Origin of the sequence: Wenzhouxiangella sp. XN24 (assembly GCF_011064545.1) — a bacterium.
In the GTDB taxonomy this organism is placed as follows: Bacteria; Pseudomonadota; Gammaproteobacteria; order Steroidobacterales; family XN24; genus XN24.
In genome coordinates this window covers 351173-368429 of the sequence record NZ_JAAMFG010000028.1, presented here as the reverse complement: position 1 = coordinate 368429, position 17257 = coordinate 351173, and the positions used below count along the sequence as shown (strand labels likewise).

At 67.7% G+C, this 17257-nt stretch carries 14 protein-coding genes; 10 read left to right on the top strand and 4 right to left on the bottom strand.

The features are described from left to right. A partial coding sequence (locus G6032_RS06010; protein ID WP_165281218.1) for a hypothetical protein occupies positions 1-220 on the bottom strand: 220 nt, incomplete at its 3' end. A gap of 130 nt (positions 221-350) precedes the next feature. Here G6032_RS06010 and holA point away from each other — a divergent pair. The 10 genes from holA (at position 351) to G6032_RS05960 (ending at position 14187) form a co-directional block, all read left to right on the top strand. Then, complete coding sequence (holA, locus tag G6032_RS06005) at positions 351-1424, top strand: DNA polymerase III subunit delta (protein ID WP_165281217.1); 1074 nt, start codon at positions 351-353, stop codon at positions 1422-1424. Continuing rightward, positions 1421-2089, top strand: a complete 669-nt coding sequence (gene nadD / locus G6032_RS06000; protein WP_165281216.1) for a nicotinate-nucleotide adenylyltransferase — start codon at positions 1421-1423, stop codon at positions 2087-2089. Before holA ends, nadD begins: the two co-directional genes overlap by 4 nt. Next, positions 2089-2442, top strand: a complete 354-nt coding sequence (rsfS, locus tag G6032_RS05995; protein WP_165281215.1) for a ribosome silencing factor — start codon at positions 2089-2091, stop codon at positions 2440-2442. Before nadD ends, rsfS begins: the two co-directional genes overlap by 1 nt. A gap of 6 nt (positions 2443-2448) precedes the next feature. Then, a complete protein-coding gene (gene rlmH, locus G6032_RS05990; RefSeq protein ID WP_165281214.1) occupies positions 2449-2916 on the top strand; it encodes a 23S rRNA (pseudouridine(1915)-N(3))-methyltransferase RlmH in 468 nt (155 codons plus the stop codon). A 49-nt stretch (positions 2917-2965) separates the two neighbouring features. Next, positions 2966-3568 (top strand): Maf family protein, encoded by a 603-nt coding sequence (locus tag G6032_RS05985; RefSeq protein WP_165281213.1) that lies wholly within the window; start codon positions 2966-2968, stop codon positions 3566-3568. Next, positions 3565-5034, top strand: coding sequence for a ribonuclease G (gene rng, locus G6032_RS05980; protein ID WP_165281212.1), 1470 nt, complete (start codon positions 3565-3567; stop codon positions 5032-5034). Before G6032_RS05985 ends, rng begins: the two co-directional genes overlap by 4 nt. Positions 5035-5079: 45 nt before the next feature. Further along, positions 5080-8961, top strand: a complete 3882-nt coding sequence (locus G6032_RS05975; protein ID WP_165281211.1) for a YhdP family protein — start codon at positions 5080-5082, stop codon at positions 8959-8961. After that, positions 8961-9806 carry a carbon-nitrogen hydrolase family protein gene (locus tag G6032_RS05970; protein ID WP_165281210.1) on the top strand — a complete coding sequence of 282 codons (846 nt, stop codon included), beginning with the start codon at positions 8961-8963 and terminating at the stop codon, positions 9804-9806. Before G6032_RS05975 ends, G6032_RS05970 begins: the two co-directional genes overlap by 1 nt. Continuing rightward, positions 9803-11245, top strand: a complete 1443-nt coding sequence (gene tldD, locus G6032_RS05965) for a metalloprotease TldD (RefSeq protein ID WP_165281209.1) — start codon at positions 9803-9805, stop codon at positions 11243-11245. Before G6032_RS05970 ends, tldD begins: the two co-directional genes overlap by 4 nt. Positions 11246-11403: 158 nt before the next feature. Next, on the top strand, positions 11404-14187 hold the full coding sequence (locus tag G6032_RS05960; protein ID WP_165281208.1) for a TonB-dependent receptor: 2784 nt from the start codon (positions 11404-11406) through the stop codon (positions 14185-14187). 130 nt (positions 14188-14317) lie between these two features. On the opposite strand, the gene G6032_RS05955 is transcribed toward G6032_RS05960, so the two are convergent. The 3 genes from G6032_RS05955 to purE all read right to left on the bottom strand — a co-directional run bounded on the left by G6032_RS05955 (position 14318) and on the right by purE (position 17256). Then, positions 14318-15607 (bottom strand): AAA family ATPase, encoded by a 1290-nt coding sequence (locus G6032_RS05955; protein ID WP_165281207.1) that lies wholly within the window; start codon positions 15605-15607, stop codon positions 14318-14320. Positions 15608-15676: 69 nt separating this feature from the next. After that, positions 15677-16759 carry a 5-(carboxyamino)imidazole ribonucleotide synthase gene (locus G6032_RS05950; RefSeq protein ID WP_165281206.1) on the bottom strand — a complete coding sequence of 361 codons (1083 nt, stop codon included), beginning with the start codon at positions 16757-16759 and terminating at the stop codon, positions 15677-15679. After that, positions 16756-17256 (bottom strand): 5-(carboxyamino)imidazole ribonucleotide mutase, encoded by a 501-nt coding sequence (purE, locus tag G6032_RS05945; protein WP_165281205.1) that lies wholly within the window; start codon positions 17254-17256, stop codon positions 16756-16758. The genes G6032_RS05950 and purE overlap by 4 nt, the downstream gene beginning before the upstream one ends. Position 17257 lies beyond the last annotated feature (1 nt).

The window sequence follows — 17257 nt, the reverse complement described above, 5'->3', positions numbered from 1 at the left end:
CGCCGGCGGGCGCCGGCAGCGATGGCGGGGTGAGCCCGGCCGGCGGCAGCGCCTGACCGCTGCGATCGAGCACCAGGCAGTATTCGCAACTCTCGCCAGGCTCGTGGGCGTCATGCGCGTGGTGCAGCTCCGCGCCCACGAAACGCAGCACGAGCGCCAGCGTCGCCAGGAGGGCGAGGCGCTTGATGCCGCGGGCTGTGGTCCGGAGGGCTGGGTTCATGCGGGACTCCAAACGACTAACATACTCCACCTGTCAAGTGCCTCCAAGCCGAGATAATCTGGGGCTTGCGACGGGATTTGGCGTGCTACACTGCGCGCGATGACCAATCCAGGGAAGACCCAGCCCCCCCGTGGCACTTTCTCCTGACCAGCTCGAGGCCGGCCTCGCGCGGCGCCTCGCACCCGCTTACCTGATTGCCGGAGACGAACCGCTGCTCATGCAGGAGTGCGCGGATGCGATTCGCCGCCGGGCCAGGGAGAGCGGTTTCGCGGAACGCGAAGTGCATGCGGTGGAGAGAGGCTTCGACTGGGGCGCCTTTGCGGGCGATCTCTCCAGCATGTCCCTGTTTGCGTCCCGGCGGCTGGTCGAGCTGCGGCTCAAGACCCCGGCGGCCGGCGCCGGCGGGAACGAGGTTTTCACCCGCTTCGCGGCAGCGCCGCCCGATGACGTGTTGCTGCTGGTGATTTCACCGAAGATCGATCGCCGCGGCCAGGGGCCCGCCTGGGTAAAACCGCTCGAACAGGTCGGGGAATCCGTGGAGGTGCGCCCCATAGAGCCGGCCGCGTTGCCGTCATGGATCCAGGGCCGGCTGCGGCGAGTCGGGCTCAAGGCCGATGCAGAGGCGGTGCGTTTGCTGACGGAACGCGTCGAGGGCAACCTGCTGGCGGCTCACCAGGAGATCGAGAAACTCTGCCTGCTGCACGCGGGCGAAGAGCTGGATGCCGAGGCCGTCAGGGCGGCGGTGGCCGACAGTGCGCGTTTCGATATTTTCAAGCTGGCCGACGCCGCATTGAGCGGTGAGCTGGGGCGCGCGTTGCGAATCCTCGCCGGCCTCCGGGCGGAGGGCCTGGCCATCCCGCAGATCCTATGGCCGCTGGCGCGTGAACTTCGCGGCCTCGTCCGGGTGCGCTGGCTGATGGACGAGGGCCTGGCGGCGCCGGCGGCGATGTCGCGCGCCGGCATCTGGCGTAATCGCAGCGGGCTGGTGAGCCGCGCGGTCGGTCGCCACGACAGCCACGCACTGCGCGCCCTGGCGCGACGGCTCGCACTGGTCGATCGCATGTCCAAGGGTGCGCCGCCCGGTAATGCCATGCCCTTGCTGCACGGCGAGGCGGCGGCGCGCGCCCCTGCGCGATGCGATCCCTGGGCGGCACTGGCTGAATGGATCGCTGCCCTGGCCGGGTCGAGTCGGCGAGGCGTATGAACAGCGCGGGCGGCCTGGAGCCGATGGGACTGCTCGGAGGAACATTCGATCCGATTCATTGCGGGCACCTGCGCACGGCGCTGGAACTGGTGGAGGCCGTGGGGTTCACGGAGCTGCGCTTCCTCCCCGCGCGTGAGCCGCCGCATCGCGATACGACCCATGCCGATGCAGCGACGCGGGCAGGATTCATCCGGGCCGCCATCGAGGGTGAGCCGCGTTTCGTACTCGACGACCGCGAGCTGCGTCGTGCGGGACCGTCTTACTCGGTCGATACGCTGCTCGACCTGCGCGCGGAGTTCGCGCATCGTTCGCTTTGCCTGGTGGTCGGCATGGACGCGTTTCTCGGCCTGCCCCGGTGGCATCGCTGGCAGGAGATCCTCGAACTGGCGCACCTGGTCGTGGCGCACCGGCCCGGATGGCGGGCACCGGAGCATGGCGCGCTGGGAGAATTGCTGGCCGCGCGTGGCACAGGCCGGCCGGAAGACCTGCACGAGACGCGTGCCGGCCGGGTCTACGTTCGCGCCGTCACGCAGCTGGAGATTTCATCGAGCGCGATCCGCGAAATCGTTCGCACGGGTCTCGATACACGTTACCTGGTACCCGATCCCGTCCGCAGGCTGCTGGCGGCGTCGGATTGTTACAGAGCAGCCGCAGAGAGGACTTGATGGCGGAAGAATCCTTGCAGACGACAGTAGTGAATGCCCTCGACGACCTGAAGGCCCGCGACGTGGTCGTCATCGACGTGCGCGGCCTGACGAGCATCGCGGACAGCATGGTGATCGCGAGCGGCACCTCGGACCGGCACGTGCGCTCGCTGGCGCAGAACGTGGTCGAGAAGTGCAAGGAGTCGGGGCAACGCCCGCTCGGGGTCGAAGGCCTCAAGGACGGCGAATGGGTGCTCGTCGACCTGCAGGACGTCGTCGTTCACGTCATGCTGCCGCGCGTCCGGGATTTCTACAATCTCGAAAAGCTCTGGGCTGCGCCGGCCGGGCGGGGTCGCGCCTCCGCCGAGGGCTGAGCTCCGGTGCGCCTGCGCATCCTCGCGGTCGGCTCGCGAATGCCGGGCTGGGTGGACGAGGGATGCCGCGACTATGCCGCGCGCATGCCGCGCGAATGTCGTCTCGAGATCCAGTCCTTGCCGCTGGGACGCCGCAGCCGCGGCAGCGATACTTCAAAAGCGGTCGCGGATGAGGGGCGACGCCTGCTGGCGGCCTCGGAGGGTTGCCTGCGGGTCTGCCTGGACGTGCCGGGTGTGCAGGTGGATACCCCCGGGCTGGCCCGCAAGCTGGCCGACTGGCGACAGGACGGTCGCGACGTGGCGTTGCTGGTGGGCGGCCCGGACGGGCTGGCGGCCAGTTGCCTCGACCAGGCGCAATGGCGTTGGTCACTGTCCCATCTGACGCTGCCGCACGGCCTGGTGCGCGTGTTGCTTGCCGAGCAGCTCTACCGGGCCTGGACCATCCTGTCGGGCCATCCCTACCATCGCCAGTGAGGGCGCGCCGCGGCTTGTGCGGATGTCGCACAGCGGGGAAACTGCAGGGATGGACTCCCTGAACCTCGTGCTGGCATCCGCATCGCCGCGGCGGCGACAACTGCTGGCGTCGCTGGGCCTGGCATGCGAAGTCGCGCCGACTCATATCGACGAGACTCCGCTTCCCGGTGAAGACCCTGCGGACTATGCGCGCCGCCTGGCGGCGGAAAAGGCCGTTGCGGGCGCCGCCCGTCACCCCCCGGGGCGGCTGCTGCTCGCGGCGGACACCGTCGTCGCGCTCGGCAGGGAAATCCTCGGCAAGCCGGCGGACGAGCAGGATGCAGCACGCATGCTGCGCCGGCTTTCGGGGCGCACGCACGAGGTGCATACGGCCGTGGCCGCGCGCCAGGACGACTCCACCGCGATGCGCCTGGCGACGACCGAGGTGACGTTCCGCAGCCTTCGGGACAGCGAGATCGAGGCCTACGTGGGCAGCGGTGAGCCGCTCGACAAGGCGGGCGCATACGGCATCCAGGGCGTGGCGGCCATTTTCGTGACCCGCCTGTCCGGAAGCTACTCCGGTGTCGTCGGGCTGCCGTTGTGCGAAACCGCGGAGCTGCTGCGGGAGTTCGGTGTCGAGGTTCCCGGCCTGGCTACGGGTGGCGACGCGTGATCGAGGAGATTCTCGTCAACGTTAATCCGCGCGAGACGCGGGCGGCCCTGCTGGAAAACGGCGTGCTGCAGGAGGTCTTCATCGAGCGGGCAAGCCGCCGGGGGATCACGAGCAACATCTACAAGGGCCGTGTGAGGCGCGTATTGCCGGGCATGCAGGCGGCGTTCGTGGACATCGGCCTCGAGCGCACCGCGTTCCTGCATGCATCGGACATCATGGCGCATCCCCCTGTCGCGAGGCCCCTCCCGGACGGCGAGCGCGAGGTTAACATCCGCGAACTGGTGGCGGAGGGCCAGGATATCCTGGTGCAGGTCGTCAAGGATCCGCTCGGCACCAAGGGCGCCAGGCTGACGACCTACGTCACCATGCCGTCCCGGTATCTCGTGTACCTGCCGTTCGGCCAGGGGATCGGCATTTCCGCGCGGATCGAGGATGAAGCGGAACGCGGGCGGCTGCGAGCGATACTCGAGGACATTGCGGCGGATCGCGCCGGCGGCTGGATCCTGCGCACGGCCGCCGAACATGCGCCGCGCGAGGCATTGCGGGCCGACATGCTGTTCCTCGAGAAGCTCTGGGAGGCGGTCGACGAACAAGGGCGGCGCAGCGCACCCGGTACGCTGGTGCACGGGGATCTCGATTTGCCGCTGCGCATGTTGCGGGATCTCATGGCCCCTCGCGTGGAGCGCGTGCGGGTGGACGACGCCGCCGTCTATGCGCGGATGAAGCGGTTCGCCGCCTGCTTCATTCCCGAAATGGAACCCAAGATCCAGGAGTATGTCGAGTCGCGGCCGATCTTCGACCTGTACGGCGTGGACGACGAGATCGCGCGCGCGCTGGACCCGAAAGTGCCGCTCAAGTCCGGCGGCTACCTCGTGCTGGACCAGACCGAGGCGATGACCACGATCGACGTCAACACCGGCGCCTACGTGGGCCACCGGAACCTCGAGGAGACGATATTCCGCACCAACCTGGAAGCGGCCCAGGCGATTGCGCGCCAGATCCGGCTGCGGAACCTCGGTGGCATCATCATTGTCGATTTCATCGATATGGAAGAGGAAGACCACCGCGCCCAGGTGCTGCAGGCCCTCGAGCGTGCCCTGCAGAGCGACCATGCGCGAAACCAGATCACCGAGGTTTCGCGGCTCGGCCTCGTCGAGATGACACGCAAGCGTACCCGCGAGAGTCTCGAGCATGTCTTGTGCCGGCCATGTCCGACTTGCGAGGGGCGCGGTTCGGTGAAGACGCCGGAGACGGTCTGTTACGAGATCTTCCGGGACATCCTGCGCCAGGCGCGGCAATTCGAATTCCAGGAACTGATGGTCCTGGCGCACGCCGAGGTGCTCGACCTGCTCGTCGATGAAGAGGCGTCCGGGCTGGCCGAGCTCGAGTCGTTGACCGGCAAGCCCATCCGCCTGCAGGCCGAGTCCGGCTATCTCCACGACCAGTACGATGTCGTTCCCCTGTAACGGGGCCCCGCGGTTTCCCGGCATGGAGGCTGCGCGATGCCGGGGATGATCCGCAAACTGTGGCGGGTCCTTGCGGGTGTGGTCGCCGGGGTGGTCGTGCTGCTGGCGTTGCTGGTCGGTGTCGCGCGCGTCGCCCTGGTGCAGGCGCCGGAATACCGGGCACAGGTGGAAGCGTTGGCGGGCGATGCGCTGGGGCGGCCCGTGCGCCTGGGCGAGATCGACGCGCGACTGGGTCTGCGCGGCCCGGAACTCAGTTTCAGCGATGCGAGCATCCTGACCGCGGACGGCGCGGAAATCCTGCTCAGGGCCGACGAGGGCTCGATCCAGTTTGCGGCCTGGCCCTTGTTGCGGGGCGAATTGCGGCCGGGAGCCATTCGTCTGGCGGGCCTGTCGCTGAGAATCGAGCGGGAGGTCGGCGGCGACGAATGGCGGCTGCTCGGCGCACAAGGCCCCTTGCTACGAGAGCGGGGGACCGGGGCGGATCCGCGGCTCGGGGATCTGGCGCACTGGCCCGCGGGGCAGCTGGAACTCGAGGACGTCGAACTGCAGTTCGAAGACCTTCACCTCGGTCTGCCGCCACGCACGTTCCGGCTGGACACCCTGCATCTGCGCGTGGGCGGCGGCCGGGTGGCCCTCGATGCCGTCGGCGTGCTGCCGGAGTCGCTCGGGGGCGCGCTCACGCTGTCAGCGGCCGTCTCGGCGCAGGACGCGCGCGGCTTCCCGCAAGACTGGACCGCCGGCATGTCGTTCGCGGCCCTCGACCTGCAGGCGCTGGCTGCGGCGATCGGTGATCCGGCCTGGCTGCGCGCCCGCGGGATCGTGGACGGGAACGTCTCGGTGGCGGCGGACGAGCAGGGACTCGCGCGGATCGCGGGTGATGCCGTCGCCCGGGACCTGTGGCTGCTGCGTGATCGTGACGATGACGCGGCGACACCCGAGGTGGCGCCCCCGCCCGTGCCCTACGATTCACTTGGCACGGAATTCGAATGGACGAGGCAGGACGGGGGCTGGCATCTCGGGCTGCGTAACCTGGAGGTGGTTCGCGCTGATCGGGCCTGGCGCAGCGCGGCTGCCACCGTAGCTCTCGAGGGTCAGCTTCTCGAGTCGCCCGAGCTTCTCGAGCAGATCGTCGTCCGGGCCGACCGGCTCGAACTCGAGGACCTGCTGCCGGCTGTCCGCTGGTTACCGGAGGAGCCGCGGTCGATGGTGCGGGCGCTATTGCCGAGCGGGACCCTCCATGGAGTGGACGTGGGGCTCGACTGGCGGCGCGACGAGGGTTCCGTGGCGGCGCTCTCGGTGAGCGCCGGCTTCGAAGCGCTTTCCCTGGCGCCCTGGAACCGCTGGCCGGGCGTCCGCAATCTCTCCGGCCGCATCTCGGGCGACCTGTCGGGGGGCACGCTCACCCTGGCCGGTAACGAGACCGTGTTCAGCCTGCCATCGCTGTTCCGGGCTCCGTTGACGGTGACGAGCCTGGCGGTCGCAGCCGGCTGGGTGCGCGACGCGGAGGGATTTCGCCTCGGCATTTCGCGCATGGCGCTGGCCAACGAGGACGCCACGCTCAACGGCCGGCTGGCGCTCGAGGTGCCTGCCGACGGGACTTCCCCGGTGCTGGAGATCGACGCCGAGGCACGCGACCTGAGCCTCGATGCGGCGCCGGCGTACCTGCCTGTCGGCATCATGCCGGCTCGGGTCGTCGAGTGGCTGGACCGCGCCTTGCTGGCCGGTGGGGTCGAGGCCGCACACATCCGCTTCGAGGGGCCCACCCGCGCCTTTCCGTTCCGCGGCGATGAGGGGTTGTTCAAGGTCGAATTCGATATCGACGACGGACTCCTGGACTTCGATCGTCGCTGGCCGCGAGCGCGTGCGCTCGACGCCACCGTGCGCTTCGAGAACGAGGGCCTTTGGGCGGACCTGCATGGGGGGCGACTGCTCGAAGTCGAGGTGGGCCCGGCCAGCGTGGCGATTCCCGACCTGCGGGCGGGCGTGCTGACGATCGACGGCGGCGCGCGGGGTGAACTGGCGGCGCTGCGGGAATTCGCCTTGTCGGCGGATCTGCTGCAGAGGATTCTCGCACCCGGCCTGGCACCGGCAACCGTGACAGGCGGGCGCGCGAACGCCGAAGTCGCGCTCGTGCTGCCGCTCAAGGCGCTGGCGACATCCCGGGCCCGGGTGGAATTGAGCATCATCGACGGCGTTGCTGCCTATGATTTCCTCGGCGCGCCGCTGCGCGACATCCAGGCGCAGCTGGACATCGACAATGCGCGAGTCACGGGAGAGGGGATCAGCGCGACGCTGGCGGGCTCGCCGGTGCTGCTCGATGTCACCGTCGACGCAAGCGACGCGATCCGCCTGAGTGGTGGCGGACGGCTGGATGCCGCGGCGCTGAGCGAGATCCTCCGCCTTCCCGAGGAGCCGATGAGCGGGGTCACCGACTGGAAGGGATGGTTGCAGTTTCCCGCTCCCGGCGCGCCGGCGCCGGTGGAGTTCGAAATTCATTCGTCTCTGCAGGGCATGAAGGTCGGGTGGCCGGAGCCGTTCCGGAAAGCGGCCGATGACATGGGCAGCCTGAGATTCAGCGGCCGTTTTCTTCCGGACAGCCTGCTGGACATCGAGCTGGAATGGGATGCCGCGCTGCGGCTGGCGGCGCGCCTGGATCAGTCCGGGAAGGAGCCGCGATTCGGGATCGTGCCCGGCGGGCTCGGGGGCGATCTTCCTGGCCTGGTGTTCAGCGGAGCGGTCCCGCGTCTTGATCTCGGCGCCTGGATCGAACTCGCGGGGCCGTCCTACGACGGCCCGGGGCAACTGACGGACATGATCGCCGGAGGCCGGGTGCTCATCGGCGAACTGAGTGCGCCGCTGGTGGATCTGCGCGACGTGCTCGTCGACGTGTCGCGCGGTGCGACGCACTGGTCAGTGGACCTGAACGCGAATCGCGCGGCGGGCCACCTCGACGTGCCTTTCTCGCTTTACGGCGACGAGCCGGTGACGGCGAGACTCGACTATCTCTGGCTGGGCGCGGCCACAGAACCGCCAGGTACCGCAGGGGAGGCTGAACTCACGCCTGCGAGTCCGCCGCAACCGGGCGGATTGCCGGTGCGATTGAATCCGGCGCGGATCCCGCCGCTCGACATCCAGGTCGAGGACCTGCGCTATGGCCCCATTCGTTTCGGCAGCGTTTCTGCGCTGGCCCTGCACGAGGGTGACGGCATCGAACTGATCGGGCTGGAGGGGATCGGCGAAGGCTTCATTTTCCAGGCGGAAGGCCGCTCCCGCCTGTCACCGACGGTCGACGCATCGCGCCTCGGCGTGCGTATCCAGAGCGACGACGTGGGGGCGACACTCGATTTCATGGGCTTCAATCGCGGCATGGAAGCACAGAGCGGGGTTTTCGAAGCCGAGGTCAGCTGGCAGGGCGGATTGCGCAGCGACTGGCTCGAGGCCATCGCGGGCACGGCGAAGGTGGACATCCGGGACGGCAGCCTGGTCGGCGTCGAGCCGGGTGCCGGCCGGGTGTTCGGCCTGTTGAGCCTGCAGGCGCTGCCGCGCCGGCTGGCGCTCGATTTCAAGGATGTGTTCGGCAAGGGCACGTCCTTCGACCGGATCACCGGCGATTTCCGGCTCGAGGACGGTCATGCCTACACGGACGACCTGTTGATGAGCGGCCCTGCGGCGAACATGGCGGTGGTCGGCCGTACCGGGCTGGTGACGCGCGACTACGACCAGACGGCCGTGATCGGCGCGGATTTCGGCGGTACGTTTCCGGTGGCGGGGGCCGTCGTGGCGGGACCGGCCGTAGGCGCTGCATTGTTCCTGCTCGCGGAGATCTTCAACAACCCCTTCTCGGCTCAGATCACCTACCGGCTCACCGGACCGTGGGACGACCCGGTCATCGCGCGGGTCCCCACGGGCAGCAGGAGCAATAATTGATGCAACGTGCCGCGGTCATCCAGATGTGTTCCGGACCGGACATCGCCGCCAATCTCGCGAGCGCGCAGTCCCTGCTCGAAGAGGCCGCCGAGGCGGGCGCGGGACTTGCCGTGCTGCCGGAGAATTTCTCTTTCCTTGGACGCAGTGAAACCGACCGCATCGCCGTTGCCGAGTCCTTCGGCGATGGCCCGGCCCAGGCGTTTCTCGGCGTCGCGGCGCGCGAGCTGGGTATGTGGATCGTCGGCGGCACCATCCCGGTCCTCGATCCCGGCGAGGACAGGCCGCACGCGGCGAGCATCCTGTTCGATCCCCGGGGCCGTGCGGTGGCGCGCTACGACAAGCTGCATCTGTTCGACGTGGCTTTGCCCGGCGTGGACGAGGGTTACCGCGAATCGGCGGGCACCGCGCCGGGCCAGCGGGCCGTCGTCGCGGACACGCCGCTCGGCAGGCTGGGCCTGGCGGTCTGTTACGATGTGCGCTTCCCGGAATTGTTCCGGTCGATGGGCGCATCGGGCCTGGACGTCGTCGCCCTGCCGGTGGCGTTCACCGTGCCGACCGGGAGGGCGCACTGGGAACTGCTCGTGCGTGCGCGCGCGGTGGACAATCTCGCTTTCGTGCTGGCGGCGGCCCAGTGGGGCGAGCACCCCGGCGGCCGCCGGACCTGGGGCGATTCGATGATCGTGGATCACTGGGGCACGGTCGTCGCGCGTCGTCGTGAAGGGGTCGGCGTCGTAGTCGCGGACCTCGACCATGCGGCCCAGCAGGCGGCACGAAGCCGCTTCCCGGTATTGACTCACAGGCGCGGGCCGGAAGTCCTCACGGCCCCCGCGGAGAACAAGACATGAATGACCAGGCGCTGGAACTTTCTGTAAATCGCTTGCTCGGCCCCGCGGGCCTGGAGCGGCGCGACCTCGACCGCTTGCTGGGCCGCATCATGGGGCGTGCCGTCGATGCTGCGGATATCTATATCCAGTCGCTGCGCCAGGAGGCGTGGACGCTGGAAGACGGCCGCGTGAAGGACGCCAGTCACATGATCGAGCAGGGCGCGGGGATCCGCGCTATCAGCGGCGAGAAGACCGGTTTCGCATACTCCGACGAGCTGATGATGCCGGCACTGGATGCCGCCTCGGATGCCGCGCGGGCGATCACCCGGCAAGGCGGCGACGGCGCCGTCCAGGCCTGGCACGCCACCCGGCCGGCACCGCTTTATCCCGATCTCGATCCGCTGGCCACGCTGGACGACAAGGAAAAGATCGCGCTGCTCGAGCGGCTCGATGCCGTGACTCGTGCCGTCGATCCGCGCATCAGGGAAGTGGTGGTCAGCCTGGTGGGGGTTCACGAGCTGATCCTCATCGCCGCGAGCGACGGCACGCTCGTGACCGACGTGCGCCCGTTGATGCGCGTGAACGTCTCCGCCATCGCCGAACAGGACGGTCGTCGGGAACAGGGATTTGCCGGTGGCGGGGGACGCTTCGGTTACGGCTGGTTGCTCGAGGACGAACGTGCCGAGGGCTTTGCGCGCGATGCGGCCCGCCAGGCCCTGGTCAATCTCGATGCGGTACCTGCACCTGCCGGCACCATGCCGGTCGTGCTCGGGCCGGGCTGGCCCGGGGTGTTGCTGCACGAGGCGATCGGTCATGGCCTCGAGGGTGATTTCAATCGCCGCGGCACCTCGGCGTTCAGCGGACGGATGGGCGAGAAGGTCGCTTCTTCGTTGTGCACCATCGTCGATGACGGCACGCTGCCGGGGCGGCGCGGCTCGCTCACGGTGGACGACGAGGGCACGCCCTCGAGCTGCACGACATTGATCGAGGGCGGCATCCTGAAAGGCTATCTGCAGGACAAGCTCAACGCCCGGCTGATGGGCACGCGGTCCACCGGCAACGGCCGGCGCGAGAGTTTCGCCCACCTGCCGATGCCGCGCATGACCAACACTTACATGCTCGCGGGCCCGCACGAGCCGGCGGAAATCATCGCCAGCATGGAACGCGGCCTTTACGCGGTGAACTTCGGCGGCGGCCAGGTGGATATCACCTCGGGCAAGTTCGTCTTTTCGGCCAGCGAGGCCTACCTCGTCGAGAACGGCCGGATCACCACGCCGGTCAAGGGTGCCACGCTGATCGGCAACGGCCCCGACGTGCTCACCCGCGTCTCCATGGTCGGCAACGACCTCAAGCTGGATGCCGGCATCGGGGTCTGCGGCAAGGAGGGCCAGAGCGTCCCCGTGGGGGTCGGCCAGCCCACCCTGAAGATCGACTCGCTGACGGTGGGCGGCACGAACTGAAGGTCCTGTCTCGCGCCACGGGATGCCGCGGCTGCGGCAAACCGTAATGCGGCTTTCATGGCACTGCCCCGCAGTTGTCACGAGACGGAAACACGTGGCTGGTGGAATACGGCGCTGTATTCCCCCGTCAGCGATCCGTTTCCGGAAAGGGACCTCCCATGAAGAACCGCATTCTCAGCAGCGCCGTGGCTCTCGCGCTCGGTCTAAGTTCATTGCCCGTGCTCGCCGGCGATTTGGCCGGCCAGGTGACCGACGAGGTGACGGGACGCCAGCTCGGCGGCGCGGCGCTGCGCGTGATGCCGACGGGCCAGCGGGTGCTGGCGGACCAGAGCGGACGCTTCCGCATCACGGACCTGCCGGCCGGCGAGTATCGAGTGGAAGTGCTGTACACAGGCTATGCTTCGGCGGACTTCACCGTCAGCGTTCCGGAGACCGGGGTCGTAACACGCGACGTGGCGCTGGGCGCCGCGGCCGGCACGGAGACGGTCATCGTTACCGGTTTCCGTGCTGCGCAGGCCGACGCCATCCAGGACAAGCGCTACGCGAACGTCACCAAGGAGTCCATCACCTCGGACGATGTCGGCAAGCTGCCCGACCGCAATGCTGCGGAAGCCCTGCAGCGCGTGCCCGGCGTGTCGATTTCCATCGACCAGGGCGAGGGCCGCTATGTCACCCTGCGCGGCATCGATCCCGGCCTGAACCTGGTGACGATCAACGGCGCGACCATCGGCGCGCCTGAGGATGACCGGCGCATCGCACTCGACACGATTCCCTCCAACGTGCTGTCGAAGCTCGAGGTGGTCAAGACGGTGACGCCGGACATGGACGGTGCCGCGATCGGCGGCGCCATCAACCTGGTCACGCCCAGCGCCTTCGATCTCGAGGACGGCGAGCTGTTGTCGCTCTCGGCGGACTACGGCTACTACGATATGAGCGGCGAGAGTCCCTATGGCGCCAGTGCCAGCTGGGGCACGCTGTTCGGCGAGGACGAGCAGTTCGGCATTCTGCTCAGCGCCAGCCATTCGGCACGTCAATACGAGTCCGAGAACATCCAGGGCGGCGAAGCGTGGGAAGAGGAGGGCGACTTTCTCGTGCCCGAGGAATTCGTGTTGCGTGATTACGCCCTCGAGCGGCTGCGCACCAGCGTCGTCGCCAATCTCGAGTGGCGGCCGAATGCGTCGACCAAGCTCTACCTGAATAACATCTGGAACGAGTTCCAGGACACCGAGCAGCGTCTCGAGACGCTCTACGACTACCGCAACGGTGATCTCATCGACCAGACGCCGACCTCCGGGACGTTCACCGAAGGCGAGGGCGAGCGCGCCTCGAAGGATCGCCGCGAGAAGCAGTCCATCCTGAACAGCACCCTCGGCGGTGAATTCATGGTCGGGGAGTGGACTATCGAAGGCGCCTACACCTACGGCAAGGCGGAGCAGGACACGCCGTACGACGAGGAATGGAAGTTCGAGCTGTCCGACCCGGTGCCGATGAGCTACGACACCTCCAGCTTCTTCTTCTCGGTCGACGGGGGTGCCGCCTTCGACGATCCGGCCAACACGGAGTTCAGTGAGTTCGAGGTCGCCAACCAGCTCGTGGAGGAAGACCTGAACGTCGTACGGCTCGACCTGCAGCGCGAACTGAATTTCCGCGGCAACCCCGGCTACCTCAAGTTCGGCGTCAAGTTCACCGGGCGCGAGAAGAGCAGCGACGAGACCGCACAGGTCTACGACGGCTTCGACGGCGATTTCCTGTTGAGCCAGGTGGTCCGTCCCGGCAAGGCGAATTTCTTCTGCAGCGAGCGTTGCTACGAGTTCGGGCCGGCCATCGATCACGGCGCGGCAAACAACTTCTTCGCCGCCAACACGGCCGGGTTCGAACTCAGCGCGGATGACAGCCGCGAAAAAAGTGCCGAATCCGATTTCAACGTGACCGAGGACATCGCGGCCGGCTATGTCATGGCCAACGTGGACTTCGAACGCCTGTCGCTGATCGGCGGCCTGCGTGTCGAGCACACCGAAGCCGATTACGAGGCCTTCGACATCGTCTTTGAAGACGGCGACCTCGCGGCGGACCTGCCCCTGCGCACGGGAACCAAGGATTACACCAACTGGTTGCCGGGCTTGCAGGCCCGCTGGATGGCGAGCGAGAACCTGGTCATCCGCGGCGCATGGACCAACACGATCGGCCGCGCGCCCTACGAGAACCTGGTGCCGTTCCGCATCTTCGAGGTCGACCCCGATGGCCCGGACGCCTTCGAGGGTTCGGTGGAAGAAGGCAATCCGAACCTGGAGCCGCTGGAGTCGATGAACTTCGATTTCTCGATTGAGCGCTACAATGACACCGGCGGAATCCTGGCCTTCGGCGCTTTCTTCAAGGATATCGACAACCCGGTGTTCACCCAGGTGACGAGGCTGGAGAACGTGGAGTTCGAGGGCCGCTTCTTCACCGAGCTGGAGCGGAGCCGTACGGAAAATGCCGACAGCGGCGAGATCCTGGGCTTCGAACTGAACTACCAGCAGCAGTTCAGTCGCCTCCCGGCACCGTTCGACGGCTTCGGCGTGTCGCTGAACTACACATTCACCGACAGCGAGGCGACCGTGTTCGGCCGCGACGACAAGGTGCCGTTCTTCCTGCAGTCCGACCATATCGGCAACGCTGCCCTGTTCTGGGAAAAGGCGGGCTTCGAACTGCGCGCCGCGCTGGCCTACCGCAGCGAGTACCTCGACGAAGTGGGTGATAGCCCGGACAGCGACGTGTATATCGACAGCCGCACCCAGGTCGATCTGAAGGGCAGTTACGATTTCGACAACGGCCTGACGGTCTTCCTCGAGTTGCTCAACGTGACCGACGAGCCCTTGCAGATCCTGAATGCCAACAGTCGCCTCGCCGAAAGCGAGATCTACGGCTGGAACGCCATTGCCGGAGCGCAGTACCGCTTCTGAGGCGCTTCATCGTCGGCGTGCTGCGCCGACGCATTGCCTGAACTCTGCCGCTGCGAACTTCGGGTCGCAGTGGCAGAGTCTTTTTAAGGGAAGGCAGGGAATGCCTTCGCGGAACTTGCGGAATCAGCGCTCAGTCGGCTTCCCGTTCGCGATCGACATCGTCCTCGAGGGCGCCCATTTCCGCTTCGGCTTCGGCTTCTTCCGCCTCCGCATCGATGGCGGTCGGACCCTCGCCCACCCAGGGCGCGGCGCCCGCCAGGTCCCCCTCGCGATACAGGAGCTCGTGCTCGCCGATGAAGATCGTTTCTCCGTCCTTGAGCGGCCGGCGCTTGATGCGTCGGCCATCGGCATAGATGCCGTTCGTGCTGTTGAGGTCCTCGATCACGGCGCTGCGGCTGCCGATGGTGATCTGTGCGTGGTGGCGGCTCACGAAACGGCTGTCCAGCTGGATGTCGTTGTCCGCAGTGCGGCCGATGACAAAGCGTCCGTGGGTGAGCGGATACTCCCGCGGCTCCTCGTGCGGCGCCGAGATCATTAGCCGCGCCACCGTGCGGACCCCCTGCGGAAAGCCCGTGCGCAGCCGGTTGGTGCGGCTGGAGTAATCGGTCCACTGGAGTTCCTGGATGGCCTCCCGCACTTCCGTGGTCCCCACGGCATTGCGTTCCTCGCCGAAGGCCACGAGCATCGCGGTGTCGCACAAGGTGTTGATCAGCCGCGGTACCCCGCCGGTGTAGCGGTAGATCAGGTGGAAGCTCTCGGGGTCGAAGATCTCGTGCTCGGCGCCGGCCAGCTTGAGTCGATGTACGATGTACTGGCCGGTCTCTTCCTCGGTGAGCGCCTTCAGGTGGAAGCGAAGGCGGGTGCGCTGCGCCAGTTGCTCGAGGGCCGGGGAATCGAGCGTCGCATTCAGTTCGGGCTGGCCGGCGAGGATGATGCTCACCACGCGGCCGGCTCCGGGTCCGATATCGGACAGCATGCGGATCTCTTCCAGAACCGTGGTGTCGAGGTTCTGGGCCTCGTCCACGACGATCACCACCCGATTGCCCTCGGCCAGCAGGGAGCGCAGATGGCTGCTCAAGGCATCGAGCAGCTCGGCCTTGCGCATGTTGAACGGCCGGATACCGAACTGGACCAGCAGGCTCTGCAGGAACTGGATCGCGGTCACCTGCGTCTGGTGGATGCGCGCCACGACGACGCTGTCGTCCAGCTCGGAGAGGAACAGCTCCAGCAGCGTCGTCTTGCCGGCGCCGATTTCTCCCGTGACCACGACGAAACCGTCGCTGAACCAGACCGTGGATTCCATGTAGGCGCGGGCGCGCGCGTGCTGCTTGCTGAGGAACAGGAAGCGCGGATCAGGGCTGAGGCGGAACGGGTGTTCCTTGAGGCCGAAGGATTCGAGGTACATCTCGGGACCGGTCATCGGGCATCGTAATCGCCCACCAGTTACCACTATAAGCAGCGGAGCGCGTCGTGCAAGCGCTGCCGAATCTCAGCGGCTCAGGCTCATCAGGTGCGTGAGCGCCGCATCGCGCTCCACGGCCTTGTCGCGCACGACGGTGCAATGGCCCAGCTTGCGCCCGGGCCGCGCCGTCTTGCCGTAATCGTGGTAATGCGCGCCCTCGACGGCCAGCGCGTCGGCAAGCGGCGGCAGCTGGCCGATGAAATTCACCATGCCTGCGTGGCCCGTGGCTTTCGTCGAGCCCAGCGGGAGGCCGAGAATTGCGCGCACGTGGTTCTCGAACTGGCTCGTCACGGCGCCTTCGATCGTCCAGTGGCCGGAGTTGTGGACGCGCGGCGCCATCTCGTTGGCCAGCAGCGCGCCCTCCACGCAAAAGAACTCGACGGTGAGCACGCCGACGTAATCGAAGCGCTCGAGCAGGGCCAGGACATGGCGCTCGGCATCCGCCTGGAGACCGGCGTCGTCCCACGGCGCGCGAGTCTGTCGCAGCATGCCGTTCACGTGCACATTCTCCGCCAACGGCCAGAAGGCGGTTGCCCCGTCCAGGCCCCGTACACCGATCAGCGACAGTTCCCGGTCGAAGCGCACCAGGCCCTCCAGAATCGCCGGCACGCCGCCGAGCGCGGCGAAGGCGTCATGCAGGTCCCCGAGCGTGTCGAGGCGAACTTGTCCGCGCCCGTCGTAACCGAGGCGCCGGGTCTTGAGGATGGCCGGCAGGCCGAGCGACTCCGCCGCCTCGACCAGTGCCTGCTGCGAGTCCACCGGCGCGAACGGCGCCGTCGGAATGCCCAGCGAGCGGAACAGGTGCTTCTCGTCGAGCCGGTCCTGGCCGGCGCCCAGCGCCTCGGGCGGCGGATAGAACGGCACCTTGGCGGCCACCGCTTGCGCGGCCGACTGGGGCACGTTCTCGACGTCGAAGGTCACCACGTCCACGGACGCGGCGAGCGCGGCCAGCGCCGCCGGGCTGTCGAAACGCCCGCGAATGATCCGCCCGACCTGTGCGCCGGGCGCGTCTTCGTCTACGTCCACGAACACGAAGCGCTGCCCCAGGGGATAGCCGGCGAGAGCCAGCATGCGCCCCAGCTGGCCTGCGCCGATGATGCCGATTCTCATGCCGGGGCTTGGGCCGCCGGATCGGGATCCGCGAGCACCTTGCGCGTCTGTTCGGCGCGGTAACGTTCCAGCGCTGCGAGCACTTCGGGGTGCCCGGCGCCGAGGATCGCCGCAGCCAGCAGCGCGGCATTGATGGCGCCGGCGCGGCCGATGGCGAGCGTGCCCACCGGGATGCCGGCCGGCATCTGGGCGATCGACAGCAACGAATCGATCCCGTTGAGCGCTTGCGACTGGATCGGCACGCCCAGCACGGGCAGGCTCGTCTTGGCGGCCGCCATGCCCGGCAGGTGGGCGGCGCCGCCGGCCCCGGCGATGAGGACTTCGAGGCCGCGCTCGCGTGCCCGCCCGCAGTACTCGAACAGCAGGTCGGGCGTGCGGTGCGCCGAAACGACACGGGTTTCGAACGGCACGCCGAGCACTTCGAGCGTTTCCGCCGCGTGATGCATCGTGCTCCAGTCGGAGCGCGATCCCATGATGATCCCGACGAGCGTGTTCATC